The sequence below is a fragment of the Dyella flagellata genome, from assembly GCF_030160275.1.
GTDB classification, from domain to species: Bacteria; Pseudomonadota; Gammaproteobacteria; order Xanthomonadales; family Rhodanobacteraceae; genus Dyella_B; species Dyella_B flagellata.
Genome location: NZ_BSOA01000012.1, coordinates 229,184 through 243,311, shown reverse-complemented (window position 1 = coordinate 243,311; position 14,128 = coordinate 229,184). Strand labels below are relative to the sequence as shown.

The following is a 14,128-nucleotide window of genomic DNA, read 5'->3' as shown; positions in this document are numbered from 1 at the left end:
TCGCTGCGAGGCGCGCATACAGTGCGGTGACGGGTACGTGGAATAGATCAGAGCATCCCTAGGTAGAGAGACTGCTTCAGGCAGCGCGCGTAGGCTGGGATGCCAATCCCAGCTTTCCACACGACATCCCGATGCTGGGATTGTCATCCCAGCCTACACGGAAGCGAACTCGTCCAACGCTGCCCGTACTACGTACAGCGTATCCATCCGCGGCACCGGCCGGGTCAGCCAGGTCAGTATCCGTCGCCCCTGTTTCAGCCGGACCCATGGCTGCCCTTGCAGCCAAAGCTGCGTACGCAGCATGTCGACACGTTCCTGGCGGGCTTCTTCGGTGGGCCTGATGCGATTCAATAGGCAGCGACCGGCTTCTCCCAGCGAACGCGACCATTCGATGCCGGGCAGCGGGCTAAGCCATAGCGCTGAGCAGGAAAGCTGGGTCAGCGTCTGATGTCGCGACAAGTTGCGCAACACGGGGGGACACGCCGGCTCCAGGCGATCGAGCACGGCGCGAGGAACGGCGTTGGCGTAATAGCGTGCCACCATGTGCAGTGGCGGCAATGCCCACCACGCGGGCACTTGCCCATCCCACAGCGCATCCCAATCACCGATGCTCATGCGCGTGGCCAACAGCGAGATGTCATTCAGATGCATCATGCGCAGGCTGCGCCCGCAGATATTGCCGGCGACGTGCAGCAGCAAGTGGCTCATCAAGGCGCCGGTGGAAGGGTAGGGATTCAAGCCCGGCTGCGGCTGGCGCGGATAGATGCGGCTGGTGATGTCGACGGTGGAAATCGGCAGCCGCTCCTGAATTCGCGTATGCAGCTCGATATTGATCGGCGTATCGCGGTGCTCGCCCAGTCCCATTATCGGTTCGCCGACGGCGGGCTTGAACGATCGATGCTTCCACTGCGTGAAGGATTCCACATAAGCCAGCGATTGCAGCAGCTCGCCGGTTCGCTGCAGATCTTCCTCGCGCACCAGCAGATCGATGTCGGCCATCGGGCGTTCGCCCGGCGCGTACAGTCCAATGGCATGCAGGGCGGAGCCTTTCAAGGCGACCATCGCAATGCCGGCGGAGCGGGCCTGCGCATCGATACGACCGAGCAAAGCGGTGATGCGCTGATGACGTTGCTCGACGTGCTGGTACTGATCTTCCAGAAACCGCCGCCACGCCAGGTTTTGCCAAGGCGACAAGCGGCTTAGCAAGGGCGATATGCCGTGCGCAGCCGCGGCAGCCGAAGCCAGGCGCCATTCCAGTTCGTTCCACTCGGGCGCATCGCTGCCGGGACGCGCCAACTCCGCGGCGAGCGTTTCGGTGGTACGGCGCAGGCCGTCTTTAACAGTTTTGAGCGGCGGCAGCATGGCGGGTGGTGGCAAGGGGTGAGGTGGCGTGTTCGGTGCGGTGGATCGATTCGCTGGCGATCAGCGCACTCCACCGGGTATCCAGGGCGGCGCAGGCCTGGCTGTAATGCTCTGCGGTTTCCTCAGGCTGCGCCTGCCGCAGCGTGACCTGCTCATGCAACAGGTCGCGGACGAGGCGATAGAACTCCGAGTCGTAGGCGCCGCGAAACATCATCGCCAGATCGTCGCTGTCATCCCAATGGGTTTTCCTGCCGAGTTGCGCCTTCACCTGCTCATAGAACTTGGTGCCGGGCAACGGATAGGAAACGCTCACGCCGATATCGTCCGGTGCGGCCTGCGTTACCAGTTCGCGGGTGGCGATGAGATCGTTCAATTGCTCGCCCTGGTAGCCCAGCTGGATGAAAAAGCCGACGCGTATGCCGCGGCTTCCCAGGCGTTCGCGTGCGGCGATCAGTTCCGGCACCTGCGTGCCTTTGTTCATCGCATCGAGCACGCGCTGGCTGCCGCTTTCGGCGCCGATCCATGTTTCGGCGCAGCCTGCCTGCTTGAGTGCATCGGCCATGCGTTCGCTGATCAAGTCGGCGCGCGTCTGGATGGTGAAGGGCACCGAACCGTGGGAGCTTTCCAAGTGCTCGGCGAACTCGGTGACCCAGTCGACGTGGAAGCCGAAGATGTCGTCGGCCATCCAGATATGGTCGGGCTGGAAGGTCTGCTTCAGATACGTCATCTCCGCCGCCATGTCCCGCGCGCTGCGCTGGTTGTAGTGGTTGCCCCAGATCGGCTTGGCGCACCAGTTGCAACGGAAGGGGCAGCCTCGCGATGCGGCCATGTTGAGGCTGAAGTAGCCATGCCGTTCCTGCCACATGGCGCGATAGCGCTCGATGTCGAGCAGATCCCAGGCTGGACGCAGCGTGAGTCGCGGATCCGGCGGCACCGCGCCGATGCGCGTCATCTGCGTCTTTTCGGTGACTTGGGTGGCTATGCCGGGGATACCGGCTATCCAGCTCGCATGGTCGATGTCGCGATTGCACTCCAGGCGGCCGATCAATTCGATCAGGGCGGCAATGCCTTCGCCGATCAGTACCGCGTGTGCGCCGGCGGCAAGGAATGCTTCCGGCTGGTCGGACGCGTCGGAGCCGGCGACGATGATGCGCACGCCGCGTGCCCGCGCCTCGCCGATCATGCGGCAGGCCGCGTCGCGCATCACACCCAGGCACATCTTGGTGAGGAAGTTGAAATTGTCTTCGTAGAAGACCACCACGTCGGGTGCCGCGGCCTGCAATGAGGCGGTGTAATCTTCCGCGCCCTCGGCCAGCATGGCATCGAACAGGCTGATCGCATGCCCCATCTGCCGCAGCAAGGCGGCAATCTGGATCGTCGCAAGCGGGGGATAGGGCTTGCCACGTTCCCATTGTTTCCGGTCGTACCGCAGGAAATAGGAGTGGCCGACCTGAATCTTTAGCATCGCTTTGGCGCCTTGTTCTAGCCGTGGGGGAACGCCGCAGCCTGCAATGCTGCGTGACCGTGAGTGCGCCATGACGGGTATTCGGTTGCGCCGTTTCCCAGGCAACCTTTTGCCGAGCAAGGCGCACTCACGCCGGACCGCATTGAATGCAATGGTTCCGTCCGATCCGCATGGCCTCCACTCTCCAGCCCGTCGCACGCGACCTTTGCGCCGACCCCTTCAGCGAGCGTTACCCGCGGCACCTGTCCGTGCACCAGCAGTTGCTGGGCGGGCGCTTCCGCTTCGAGAGCGATAGCCAGGCCTTGCTTGACCTGGTCGTCGCCGCGTTTGGCGAACTGCCTTCGCACCGGTTGCCCGGCAGCGTTCCCGAACTGCGGATTGAACTGCGGCTGGTGCCGGAGCGGCACTTGCCGAATGCGGCCGAACCGCCGCCGGTACAGATGCAATCGGGGTTGGGGCTGCTGCTGGGCGTGATCAATGCGGCCAACTACGTAGTGATATCGCCAGCACAGCGGCAGGCGCTGATCGTGGTTTCGCAGGACATGCTCGAGTTTCCCTACCACCTGCGCTACGAACTGATCGAGTTCGCCGTCTATGTGCTGGCGACCCGCTGCCTGGGACTGGTGCCTTTGCATGGCGCCTGTGTCGGCAGGGAAGGGCGCGGCATTCTCTTGTTGGGCGACAGCGGCGCGGGAAAGTCGACTCTCGCTTTGCATGGCTTGCTACAGGGGCTGGATTTTCTTGCCGAGGATGCCGTGTTCGTGCAGCCGGAAAGCTTGCTGGCAACTGGCATTGCCAATTACGTGCACGTGAAAGCCGATGGCTTGTCGCTACTCGACAGCGAACCGGCGCGACGGTGGATCGGTGGCTCCGCAGTCATTCGGCGGCGTAGCGGAGTGGCCAAGTTCGAAGCGGATCTGCGCAGGGGTGGTGGGCGCCTCGCCGCAGCACCGTTGAAGCTGGTGGGTGCGGTATTTGCATCGGCCGAGCTGGCGGATGATCCCAGTGCCTTATTGCGGCCCATACCGAAGGAAGAGTTTGTCGCGCGCTTGCGCGCGAATCAGCCGTATGCGTCGGAACAAGCCGGCTGGTTGCCCTTTCAGCAAAAGCTGGTGCAGACCCAAATGCATGAATTGCGGCGCGGTGCGCATCCGCGAGCGGCGGTTGAGACACTGCATGCGTTGCTCGACCGACCGGAAGCATGCTGATGATGTTTGACGTCCTGCCGTGGCCTGGTCCATTTCCCCGCATGCGGCGGGAAATGAAGCAGGGGAGGCCATGAGTCAGCCCGGACAGCGAACTCGGCTGCCACTGAGCCCATTTTTCGCTACGCTCAAAGGTATCGATCGGGCCGAAACGATGGCCTATGTGCTGTTGTCCCTGGCCTGTGCGCTGGCCGGCAGCGCAGCTGCGGTCTTGCTCATACCCCTGGTCCAGCCCCATCACCCGCTGGTGCTTGGCGGCAAAGCGATCGACCTGCACGGGGGCATCGAAAGCCATGCCATCCTGTTCGCGGCCATCACTGCGGTCTTTGCATTCCTGCGCTGGCAAGCCGCGCGCCTGGCTGCCCACCTGGCCAGCCGCTACGGCATGAATTTGCGTGGCGCCGTGCATGCGCGCCTGATCGACGCGTCGCTGCCATCCCTGGCCGATGCCAGTTCTGCGGAAATTGCCCAGGTACTCACCTACAACATCGAAATCGTCACCCAGGGATTCAGCGCGCTCCTGCAACTGCTGGTGGCCGGTATCACCGCGGTCGTCAGTCTGGGCCTGGCGCTATGGATCTCGCCGCCCTTGGCATTGGGGGCGCCGTTGCTCGGCGTGCTTGCCTTGGCGGCATCGCGCATCAATGGCCGCGAGCAGGCCAAAATCAGTCGCCAGTATGTGCTCGACCTGACCGGCTTGTTCTGGCACAGCGAAGATTTTCCGCGGCGTTTGCGCCACGTCCGTTCGTTTGAACGGGAAGATGCTGAAAAGGCGAGCTACGGTGAGATTTCGGCGAAATTGAGCAAAGGCTATCGCCACCAGCTGGACCTCATTGCTACCGGAAGATTGACGCTGGAACTGCTGGCGGCCGCCGGTGTCGCCGCCATGTTCGTGCTTGCCGATCGCCTGCACGGCGTCGACCAGGCCTCGCTGATCGCCGTAGGTCTGCTGCTGGGGCGTTTGTTGCCTTATCTGGTATCGACGCGACAAAGCCTGCAGCAGCTGCATTCGGCGGTGCCGGCTTTCCAATTGTGGCAACGCTATATGCGCCTCGATCCGGCGCGACCACAAAAGGTGGCGTTGCACGGAGTCCAGGTCAACGGCAGCTTGCATATCGAACACGTGCAGCTGGCAGCGCCGTTGGTTGCCCTAGGCATTCGAGACCTCTCATTGAGGGCAGGCACACTGACGCTGATTTGCGGCAACTCCGGCATCGGCAAAACCAGCCTGGTCGATGTGCTGGCGGGCATGATGCCACCAGGTGTCTTCAGCGCGCGGATAGGTCAACGTCGCCTCGGATTTGACGACTATTGCGAACTGGTGCGCCATGGCGCCTACATCAGTCAAAGCGTGCGGCCTTGGCAGCATTCGGTACGCGAATGCCTGCTATGGGCCGCGCCGGATGCGGACGAGGAAAGCCTGCAGCGTGCGCTGGCCGATGTGGGCCTTGACCAGCGCCTGGCCGATTCGCAGCACGGGCTGGATACGGCCTTGAGCAGTTCATCCAGCCGGCTTTCGGGTGGCGAGCTGCAACGGTTGTTGCTGGCCCAGGTCATTCTGCGGCAGCCCCTGCTTGCTTTGTTGGACGAGGCCACCAGCGCGCTGGACGTTGCTGCCGAAGTCGCCGTGTTGTCGGCGTTGAAGCGCCGCCTGCCGCGCACGATTTTGCTGGTGGTTTCGCATCGCAGCAGCGTGGCGGCGATCGCCGATCAGTGCCTGACCATCGGCGCTGATTTCATCACCACCGTCCATGCATGCGAACAGGTTTATGCGTGAGGGATAGGTTTTACGTCCCGACCGGTACGGCGAGCAGCTTGCCGGTGGAGTAGGATGCCGGCGTGCCACGCACCCCACCACCCCAGGTTTCCATAACAGAGGAAGGCAGCAATGAAAAAGCACCTCGCCGTATCCGTCGCCGCCAGCGCGATGGCCACCCTGTTGTTCGCCATGCCGGTTTCCGCCGCGCTCGCCCCGGGCGCCGACGCACCCGATTTCACCGCCCAGGCCAGCCTGGCGGGCAAGGACTTCACCTTCTCGCTGAAGGAGGCGCTGAAGAAAGGACCGGTGGTGGTGTATTTCTATCCCTCGGCCTATACCGGCGGCTGTGATATCGAAGCGCACACCTTCGCCACCGACAAATCCAAGTTCGATGCGGCCGGCGCCACCATCATCGGCGTATCGGCCGACAGCATCGATCGTCTCAACAGTTTCTCGTCCGATCCGAAGTACTGCGCCGGCAAATTCCCGGTCGCCTCCGATTCCGGCAGCAAGATTGCCGCTTCCTACGAGCTCAAGACCGAAGCGGCGCAACCGGGTTTGACCGACGTACGCGGTGTCGCCATCAATCACGGCTTTATCGAGCGCACCACGTTCGTCATCGGCCGCGACGGCAAGATCATCGCCACGCTTTCCTCCGAAGCGGACCATCTGCATCCGCAAGACCATGTGAAGAAATCACTGGCGATCGTGCAGAAACTGCAAGCTGGCAAGGCGCCGTAAAGCATCTCCCAGCGTGTGCAAACCTGTCCCGGAATTCGGGACAGGTCCGCGCGGTCCTGCGCTCATCGATTGCCGTAGGCCTGGCTTGCCGTGGTGAGTTCGGAGATGGCCGTGCTTCGGATCTGGGCCAAGCGTTCGGAGGCCTGCTGTTCCTGAGCGGCCTCGGTGCGTAGCACGGCAATATCACGCTGGTATTGAAGCAGTGCGGGTTTGGGCAGATAGATGACGTTGCCCTTGGCATGCGAGGTGCCGACGTTGGCCTGGGCCAGGTCCAATATGTCGTTGATGGTGGCTATCAGCTGGCGCTCGACGCCGACGAAACCTGATACCGCATCCCGGGCTTGAGCGAGGCGCTGCTGGACACCCGCCGTGATATGTTCGCGCGATGCCGACGGTGCCGTGGAAACGATCTGCATCACTTTGTTTTCGTAATCGTTGAAACTGGATTCGTAATCGTCCAGCAGCCTGCCGTAGCTGGCAATCGTGTCTCGCCCGTTCTGTATGCCTGCCGTGCTCACCAGGTTGCGGGGCGCAAGCACCGCTTCCAGATCGAGCGCCTCTTTCTGTTTCTTGAGCGCGATGATGTGCTGGTTGTATTGGCTCAGATTGGCGCTCAGTTGGTTGACGGTGTTGGTAAGAGCGTCCCCATTAGCTTCCACGTAAGTCTGGTTCGTGGGTACCGTTGACCGTGCGCTGGAAGATGAAGCAGCAGTGGCGCTGGCGACATCCGCCAGATGCTGGAACGCCTGCTGGCGCGAATTGGCCACTTCCACGCTTTTCAACAAACCGCCGCCGAAGTAGAGCACGGTCAAAATGGCCATGCTGATGAGATAGGCCTTGCCGAAGGCGTTGGCGGTGAAGATGCGCCGTATGCCGGCAATGATGAGCGCCACCAGGGCTATGCCCAGGGCATAGCCGATACCCGTCGCCAGATCGAACTTTGCAAAGCTGAATCTGGACAGGGCGAGATTGAGCACGAACAGCGCACTGAACCAGACCAAGAACAGCGGCGTTCCGCCTTTGTCGGCATCGGACTCGCGTTGGGAGAAACGTTTCGGCTGGTAATAGAGCTGGTCGAAATCCCGGGTGGACGGACCGGATGCCGTCGAGGTGTTCGGCGCCGGCGAAGGGTCGGCCAGATCGATCAGCTGCTTCATTTCACAGCGAGGGCAATAAGCGGCATTGCCCTGGAACTCTTGCCCGCATCCCCTGCAATTCATGGTCATCCTCCCCTAAGGATGGGTCCTTGTTGCCGCAGTCTATCTGCAGAAATGGCTTCGTGCCATGATCAGCCGGGCGTGTGGGCCGGGACTGTCATTCCAGCCGTCGCCACGTAACGCATGAGGCTATCCGTGCTGCGCCACGTTCTTTTCGTCTGCTCGCAAAACCGTCTTCGCAGCCCGACTGCCGAACAGGTTTTTGCCGATTGGCCCGGCATCGAGACGCAATCGGCCGGCTTGGGCAATGACGCCAACACGCCGGTTTCTCCAGAGCTGCTCGCCTGGTCGGACATGATCTTCGTGATGGAAAAGGCCCATCGCAACAAGCTAGCGAAGAAGTTCGGGCGCTACTTGAATGGCAAGCGCGTGATTTGCTTGGATATACCGGATGACTATGAGTTCATGGATCCCGTACTCGTCCAGCTGCTTCAGCAGAAAGTGCCCCGTTTTTTACCGGCCGGGGTGTAAATCCTGAGGTATCCCCACGTTTTTTGCTCTTGGATCCCGTAAAAATCAGGCAGCTGCGTTTTAGCCCGCTGACATCCAAAGAAACGGGCCGTCATTCCCGCGAAAGCGGGAATCCATCGCGCTCTGATGCATCCTGAAAATGGATTCCCGCTTTCGCCGGAATGACGGCATTTGGGGCACGTATGCAGGTAAAGGAAAAACGTGGGGATATCTCAGGGTTTGCACCTCAACCTACGTGATTTTGGGTGCCACCGCCCGCAGGCCAGCGCGAATACGCCCCATCACTCCTTTGTCGGCCTTGGCCGAGTGCACCGCGTACGCCGAATAGGAAAATTCCGGCGCGTCGGGCACCAGGGCCAGGCGCCCATCGTCGAGATAGCGGCGTACGAAGCCTTTGCGGAAATAGCCGCTGCCGCCCCGCGCAAGAATGTAGTCGAGCGCCAGCGGTCCATAACTGACCGACACCACTGGGTTCGGCTGCTCCGGAAAGGCGGCCTGGTAACTGGCGGCGAACGCATCGCCCCAGTCGATGCGAACGTGGTCCTCAGCGCGCAGCGGCTGCTTGCGATCCGCCGGCATGGCGCTGACCATCACCAGCTTTTCCTCGAACAGCAGTTCCGCGATCACGCCTGGGCGTTGCGGGGCGGCGTACACGATGGCGACATCCAACAGACCCTCCTGCACGCGATCCACCAGTCGGTCGGCGTCGTCGATCCGCGCGTTGACGGCAAACTCGGGACAGGCATCGCGCACCCACAGCAGCCAGTCGCGTAGCAAGGGATCCCACAGGCTGAGTTCGGCACCCACCGTCACCACCACCTCGCGCCCCGGTGGCAAAGCCACCGATTTGCGCGCGTGCTCCCACGCCTGGACCATGGTGGCGGCAAAGCGCAGGAATTGCTCACCGGCCGGGGTCAGGCGCGCGCCGGCCTTGTTGCGCACGAAGAGGGGGCGGTCGAGCTGCTCTTCCAGCACCCGGATCCGGGCGCTCACCGCGGTCTGGGTGAGGTTGAGGTTGGACGCGGCGCTGACAAAGCTGCCGGTCTTGACGATTTCCAGGAAGGTGCGGGCGGCGCTGACGTCCATCTAGCAAAATTTTAGATTTGAACTATTGATAAATTCTAATATTTTTCTGGCATTTACTGAATGCCCGGACCGCTTGCCGGCTTTTGCTGCATTTTTATTGCTGGCAGCCAACAATATTTTGAGCTGAGCAGCGTGCGCCTTATCGGGCACAATACCGCCGCCCGCTGGCCGGGCGGCCCCAGCCGCCTTGCTTGACGCCGGCTTCATCCCGCGACTATTCCCCTTTCGTCCATGTCCGCCACCCACCCGGCGACCTCCTTGCCGCGCTCGCTGTTTCTGTTCGATTCGCAGAAGCTGCTGTTTTCCCTGAGCAGTTTCATCGCTGCGGCGATCACGCTCGGCATCTCGTTCGAGGCCAGCCTGCCACGTCCCTGGTGGGCGCTGCTGACCGTGTACGTGACGGCCCAGCCGATGGCGGGAGCGTTTCGGCCCAAGATCCTCTACCGGCTCGGCGGCATCTTGACGGGGGCGACCGTCTCCATCCTGGTCGTGCCCAACCTGCAGCACGCGCCGGAGCTGTTGGTGATCGTCATGGCGGCCTGGACGGGGTTTTGTATTTACCTCGCCGTGCTCGATCGCACGCCACGTGCCTTTCTATTCCAGATGGCGGCCTTCAGCTCTGCCGTGATCAGCTTTCCGTATCTGGATGATCCGGCCGACGTTTTCACCACCACCATTTCCCGGGTCGAGGAAATGACGGTGGCGATCGTCAGCGTCAGTCTGATCCATGGCCTGCTGCAGCCCTGGAGCGTGACGCCGGTGATCCATGCTCGCGCGCAGGCCTTTCTGGCCGACGCCGCCCGCTGGACGCGCGATGCGCTTGGCCGACGTCACACACCCTTGGAATACGAGCATCGTCGCAAGCTGGCCGCGGACGTGGCCGAGCTTGGCATGATGGCGATCCATTTGCCGTTCGACCAGCGTCCGGCCAGTGCCAGCCAAAAGATGGTGCTGGCTTTGCAGAAGCAACTGGCCACCATCTTGCCGTTGGCTTCCGCTGCGGCGAACCGCTTGGACACGCTCAGCGCCTTGGCGCCGCTGGAGCCGGCGCTTAAGCAACTGGTCGACGATATTCGCGCCTGGTTGGCAAGGCCCGAGCAGATGACCTATGCAAGCGGCCATCTGCTGGCGGTTCGCTGCCGTCACCTGGCCGAAGAGCGCAATGTGCCGCCGACATGGAGCGACTTGCTGATCGCCAGCTTGTGCATACGCTCGGCCGAATTCATCGAAGCCCACGTTGAAGGCCGTCGGCTCGCGCAACAGATGGGCAGCGTGCCGGTGCAATCGGATGAGAGGCGCGGGAAAAGGCGGCGCGAGGAATTTCCGCTGGCCCGCGATCACGGTCTGGCCTTGCTGGCGGGTTTGGCGACCGGGACGGCGATCATCCTGTATTGCACCGTGTGGATCCTGCTCGCGTGGCCCAGCGGTTCGGCCACCGCTGCGTTCGCGGCCTTGATCACCTGTTCGTTCGCCACCCAGGATGATCCTGCGCCGGTGCTCGGCCGCTATCTTGGTGCAACGCTGATCACTTTTCCGCTGGCCGCGTTCTATCTGTTTGCGGTGTTGCCGCGCGTCGACGGCGCCCTGATGATGATCGTCACGCTGGCACCAGCCTTGTTGACGATCGGCTATATCCAGGCCAGCCCTTCGCTGTCGGCTCGCGCCTTGCCGATGTTTTCCTGCCTGATCGTTGCGCTGGGCTTTCTGGATCGTTTCATTGCCGACTTTGCCACCTTTATCAATGTGGGCATGGCGCAAGTGGGTGGCATCATCGCGACCATCGCCGTGGCCAAGTTGTTCCGTTCGGTCAATGTGCGTTGGACGGCGCGGCGCATGCTGCGCAGTCACTGGACCGAGATCAGCCAGATGGCCGCACCGGCAAGCCGCTTCCGTGCCGCGCACTGGACCGGCATGGCGGTCGATCGACTGGGCCAGGTCGCCGCGCGCATGGCGGTTGCCGAAGGCGATGATGCGCTGCATGCGGCCGATGGCCTGGCGGATTTGCGCCTGGGCCGCAATGTGATCGCGATCCGCCGCGCATTGCCGACGCTGGTCACACCGGCGCAAGCCGCACTGCACGACGTACTGGATGGTGTTGCCACTTTGTTCCAGTTGCGTGGACGCCAAGGCGTCTTGCTGCCGGCGCCGGTTTCCCTGCTGGCACGTATCGACAGGGCCATTGCCGCGATATGCGCGGACTCGCTATTGCTGCCGACGCATCCGGCCCTGCTTGCCCTGGTCGGCATGCGCTGCAACCTGTTTCCCGCTGCCTTGCCTGCGAGGGTCAGCCGCGATGCTTGAGGAACTGCATGTGTTCGGCGTGTACCTGCCCGCAGCCCTGGTGTGGGCCGTGATCGCCGGTGTCAGCGCGCATATGTTGCGTGGACTGTTCCAGCGCTGGGCGTGGTTCAAGCTGTTCGGGCCTGCCGGCATTTTTGAGCTGGCGCTGTTTGCATTGCTGTGGCTGGGCCTGACGGTGGGTGCCGATGCCTTCTTCAATCAAGGACTATGACGTGATCAAGCGATTGGCGATAACGGCTGTGCGCACCCTTGCCACGGTGTTGGTGATCGGCGCGTTGTTGCTCGCCGTGCACGCCTTGTGGCTGCGCGATCAGGTCGAGCCGGTGACGCGCGACGGCAAGGTGGTGGCGGACATCGTGCCGGTAGCGACAGACGTGGCTGGCCTGATTACCCAGGTTTGCGTGCATGACAATCAGACCGTGCAGCAAGGCCAGGTGCTGCTGGTGGTCGACCCGTCGCGCTACACGTTCGCCTTGCAGCAGGCGCAGGCCAGCCTCGGTAACCTGCGCGCCGAGTTGGCCCAGGCGATCCGCGAAGACCGACGCAACCGCTCGATGACCAATGTCGTGGCGAGCGAAGTGATCGAGCAAGGCCAGACCAAAGTGGAGCAGTTACGCATGGCCGTGGCCCAGGCAGTGGCCGCACGCGATCTGGCGCAGCTCAACCTGGACCGCACCGTGATCAGGGCGCCGGTGAGCGGGCAGGTGGTCAATATGACTTTGCGGCCGGGCATCTACCTCACGGTGGGGAAGGCGGCGCTGGCCCTGGTCGATACGCCGTCCTTGCGGGTGGAGGGTTATTTCGAAGAGACCAAGCTGCAGCGCGTCCACATCGGCGATCCGGTGAGCGTGCAGCTGATGGGCGTATCCGGAACCATTCGCGGACACGTCCAAAGTATTGCCTCGGCGATCGAGGATCGCGAGCGTACCGGCGACGAAGCCAAGCTTGCCAACGTCAACCCGGCGTTCACCTGGGTGCGATTGGCGCAGCGCATCCCGGTGCGCGTTGCCATCGACAAGGTGCCGGCGGGCATTCGCCTGGTGGCCGGCCAAACGGCTACGGTAGTGGTGCATTCGCCCGGCGCCAAGCAGGATCTGTTGTCGTGGTAATGCATCGAATTGCGCTGGCATTGTGTGTTTGTACCCTCGTTGCCGGTTGTGCCGCGGTCGGTCCTGACTACCATCTTCCTGCGCAGGCCACGGTGAATGCGCCGGCGGCGCAGGGCGGCTTTGTTTCCGCTTCCAATGGAACGAGTATCTCGGCGCTGCCGGAGCATTGGTGGAAACTGTACGATGATCCCGCGCTGGATCGCCTGATCGGGCAAACGCTAGCCGCCAATACCCAGCTGCGCGTGGCTGAAGCGAATCTTCAATACAGCGATGCCTTGCGCACCGAAGCGGATTCACAGCACTTCTCCGGCAGCGTGGACGCCGCCACCGCATGGAACCATCCATCGGAAGAAGCGGTATTGAAGCATGTTGGCGTCACGCCTTATCAGAATTACAACGGCGGCGTTTCGGTCAATTATGACCTTGACCTGTTTGGGGCGATACGTCGCGGTGAAGAGGCCGCCCGTGCGAACGACGAAGCGGCCGAAGCCGCACGCGATCTGGTGCGCATCAACGTAGTTGCCGAGACGGTGCGCGCCTATGCCGATGTCTGCAATGCGGGCCATGAAATTTCGCTGATGCGACAGCGCATCGGCGTCGAGCAGAATGACGTTCGGCTCACCCAGTTGATGGTCTCGCACGGACGCACGTCGCCGGTCGAGGTTGCGCGGCAACAGGACACAATGGCAACCGTGCAGGCCCAGTTGCCAGCGCTGGAAGCGGCGCAGCGCAATGCGCTGTTCCGCCTGGCGACCTTGGCCGGGCAGCCGCCAGCGAATTTCGATCGGGCACTGCTGGCCTGCGATGCGCCCTTGCAGTTGGATCAGCTGCTGCCGGTTGGCAATGGACAAGCCATGCTCAAGCGGCGGCCGGATGTGCGCGCGGCAGAGCGACACCTCGCGGCGGCCACCGCGCGCATTGGCGTGGCGACCGCGGCGTTGTATCCAGATATCAAATTCGGCGTTTCGGTGGGCTCCACTGGCAAGGCCGTGGATGCGTTGACCGGATACACCAACCGTTTTGCCATCGGCCCGCAAATCAGCTGGAACCTCAATCGTAACGTCGTGCGCGCGCGCATCGAGCAAGCCAACGCGCAAACCCGCGCCAGCCTCGCGGCTTTCGATGGCACGGTGCTGGAGGCCTTGCGCGAAGTTGAAACCAGCTTGAACAACTACGCCGCCGATCTCGATAAGCAGCACCAGCTGCAGCTTGCGCGCGACAATGCGGCGCATCGTACCGAGCAGATGGAAGAGCTGCAAAAAGGCGGGCGCATCGACAGCCTGACCCTGCTGGCCGCGGAGCGTGACCGCTGGGCCGCGGAGCAGCTGCTCGCCACCGGTGAGGCGACGCTCAATCACGATCAGGTCGCGATCTTCCTGGCCCTGGGCGGCGGCTGGCGGTAATGTCGGCCT

13 protein-coding genes are annotated in these 14,128 nt (G+C 62.6%); 8 read left to right on the top strand and 5 right to left on the bottom strand.

The window, feature by feature from the left end; translation table 11 throughout:
* Nucleotides 1–153 precede the first annotated feature (153 nt).
* Both QQJ96_RS07465 and QQJ96_RS07460 read right to left on the bottom strand, forming a co-directional pair.
* The gene (locus QQJ96_RS07465; protein ID WP_284331347.1) at nt 154–1,362 is read right to left on the bottom strand and encodes a nucleotidyltransferase family protein; all 1,209 of its coding nucleotides are present in this window, start codon (nt 1,360–1,362) and stop codon (nt 154–156) included.
* Nucleotides 1,337–2,908, bottom strand: a complete 1,572-nt coding sequence (locus tag QQJ96_RS07460; protein WP_404649142.1) for a B12-binding domain-containing radical SAM protein — start codon at nt 2,906–2,908, stop codon at nt 1,337–1,339. Before QQJ96_RS07460 ends, QQJ96_RS07465 begins: the two co-directional genes overlap by 26 nt.
* 65 nt (nt 2,909–2,973) lie before the next feature.
* Here QQJ96_RS07460 and QQJ96_RS07455 point away from each other — a divergent pair, with 65 nt between their 5' ends.
* The 3 genes from QQJ96_RS07455 to QQJ96_RS07445 all read left to right on the top strand — a co-directional run bounded on the left by QQJ96_RS07455 (nt 2,974) and on the right by QQJ96_RS07445 (nt 6,532).
* A complete protein-coding gene (locus tag QQJ96_RS07455; RefSeq protein ID WP_284331345.1) occupies nt 2,974–4,035 on the top strand; it encodes a phosphoenolpyruvate carboxykinase (ATP) in 1,062 nt (353 codons plus the stop codon).
* A gap of 70 nt (nt 4,036–4,105) precedes the next feature.
* Nucleotides 4,106–5,809, top strand: a complete 1,704-nt coding sequence (locus tag QQJ96_RS07450) for an ATP-binding cassette domain-containing protein (RefSeq protein WP_284331344.1) — start codon at nt 4,106–4,108, stop codon at nt 5,807–5,809.
* Nucleotides 5,810–5,920: 111 nt separating this feature from the next.
* Nucleotides 5,921–6,532 carry a peroxiredoxin gene (locus QQJ96_RS07445; RefSeq protein ID WP_284331343.1) on the top strand — a complete coding sequence of 204 codons (612 nt, stop codon included), beginning with the start codon at nt 5,921–5,923 and terminating at the stop codon, nt 6,530–6,532.
* 62 nt (nt 6,533–6,594) lie between these two features.
* Here QQJ96_RS07445 and QQJ96_RS07440 read toward each other — a convergent pair whose 3' ends face one another.
* Nucleotides 6,595–7,689: a hypothetical protein gene (locus QQJ96_RS07440; RefSeq protein ID WP_284331342.1), complete on the bottom strand. Its 1,095-nt coding sequence runs from the start codon at nt 7,687–7,689 to the stop codon at nt 6,595–6,597.
* A 195-nt stretch (nt 7,690–7,884) separates the two neighbouring features.
* Here QQJ96_RS07440 and QQJ96_RS07435 point away from each other — a divergent pair, with 195 nt between their 5' ends.
* On the top strand, nt 7,885–8,220 hold the full coding sequence (locus QQJ96_RS07435) for a low molecular weight protein tyrosine phosphatase family protein (protein ID WP_284331341.1): 336 nt from the start codon (nt 7,885–7,887) through the stop codon (nt 8,218–8,220).
* A 231-nt stretch (nt 8,221–8,451) separates the two neighbouring features.
* On the opposite strand, the gene QQJ96_RS07430 is transcribed toward QQJ96_RS07435, so the two are convergent.
* Together QQJ96_RS07430 and QQJ96_RS07425 are read right to left on the bottom strand one after the other, a co-directional pair.
* Nucleotides 8,452–9,306, bottom strand: a complete 855-nt coding sequence (locus QQJ96_RS07430) for a LysR family transcriptional regulator (RefSeq protein ID WP_284331340.1) — start codon at nt 9,304–9,306, stop codon at nt 8,452–8,454.
* Nucleotides 9,307–9,513 (bottom strand): hypothetical protein, encoded by a 207-nt coding sequence (locus QQJ96_RS07425; protein WP_284331339.1) that lies wholly within the window; start codon nt 9,511–9,513, stop codon nt 9,307–9,309. It abuts the gene before it with no gap.
* Nucleotides 9,514–9,537: 24 nt separating this feature from the next.
* Between QQJ96_RS07425 and QQJ96_RS07420 the strand changes: the two genes are divergently transcribed.
* From QQJ96_RS07420 to QQJ96_RS07405, 4 genes are read left to right on the top strand one after another with little or no spacing between them, the layout of a single operon-like run.
* Nucleotides 9,538–11,607, top strand: coding sequence for an FUSC family protein (locus tag QQJ96_RS07420; RefSeq protein ID WP_284331338.1), 2,070 nt, complete (start codon nt 9,538–9,540; stop codon nt 11,605–11,607).
* Nucleotides 11,600–11,818: a DUF1656 domain-containing protein gene (locus QQJ96_RS07415; RefSeq protein ID WP_284331337.1), complete on the top strand. Its 219-nt coding sequence runs from the start codon at nt 11,600–11,602 to the stop codon at nt 11,816–11,818. Before QQJ96_RS07420 ends, QQJ96_RS07415 begins: the two co-directional genes overlap by 8 nt.
* Entirely contained in the window at nt 11,793–12,716 is a 924-nt protein-coding gene (locus tag QQJ96_RS07410) for an efflux RND transporter periplasmic adaptor subunit (RefSeq protein WP_284331336.1), read from the top strand. The genes QQJ96_RS07415 and QQJ96_RS07410 overlap by 26 nt, the downstream gene beginning before the upstream one ends.
* Nucleotides 12,716–14,119, top strand: coding sequence for an efflux transporter outer membrane subunit (locus tag QQJ96_RS07405; protein ID WP_284331350.1), 1,404 nt, complete (start codon nt 12,716–12,718; stop codon nt 14,117–14,119). The genes QQJ96_RS07410 and QQJ96_RS07405 overlap by 1 nt, the downstream gene beginning before the upstream one ends.
* Nucleotides 14,120–14,128: the final 9 nt, after the last annotated feature.

What these genes read in the sequence shown, in the direction of transcription:
- QQJ96_RS07405 (WP_284331350.1), top strand. Translation starts at nt 12,716, where the DNA reads ATGCATCGAATTGCGCTGGCATTGTGTGTTTGTACCCTCGTTGCCGGT.
- QQJ96_RS07410 (WP_284331336.1), top strand. Translation starts at nt 11,793, where the DNA reads ATGCCTTCTTCAATCAAGGACTATGACGTGATCAAGCGATTGGCGATA.
- QQJ96_RS07450 (WP_284331344.1), top strand. Translation starts at nt 4,106, where the DNA reads ATGAGTCAGCCCGGACAGCGAACTCGGCTGCCACTGAGCCCATTTTTC.
- QQJ96_RS07420 (WP_284331338.1), top strand. Translation starts at nt 9,538, where the DNA reads ATGTCCGCCACCCACCCGGCGACCTCCTTGCCGCGCTCGCTGTTTCTG.
- QQJ96_RS07445 (WP_284331343.1), top strand. Translation starts at nt 5,921, where the DNA reads ATGAAAAAGCACCTCGCCGTATCCGTCGCCGCCAGCGCGATGGCCACC.
- QQJ96_RS07430 (WP_284331340.1), bottom strand. Translation starts at nt 9,306, where the DNA reads ATGGACGTCAGCGCCGCCCGCACCTTCCTGGAAATCGTCAAGACCGGC.
- QQJ96_RS07465 (WP_284331347.1), bottom strand. Translation starts at nt 1,362, where the DNA reads ATGCTGCCGCCGCTCAAAACTGTTAAAGACGGCCTGCGCCGTACCACC.
- QQJ96_RS07425 (WP_284331339.1), bottom strand. Translation starts at nt 9,513, where the DNA reads ATGAAGCCGGCGTCAAGCAAGGCGGCTGGGGCCGCCCGGCCAGCGGGC.
- QQJ96_RS07455 (WP_284331345.1), top strand. Translation starts at nt 2,974, where the DNA reads ATGCAATGGTTCCGTCCGATCCGCATGGCCTCCACTCTCCAGCCCGTC.
- QQJ96_RS07440 (WP_284331342.1), bottom strand. Translation starts at nt 7,689, where the DNA reads ATGAAGCAGCTGATCGATCTGGCCGACCCTTCGCCGGCGCCGAACACC.
- QQJ96_RS07415 (WP_284331337.1), top strand. Translation starts at nt 11,600, where the DNA reads ATGCTTGAGGAACTGCATGTGTTCGGCGTGTACCTGCCCGCAGCCCTG.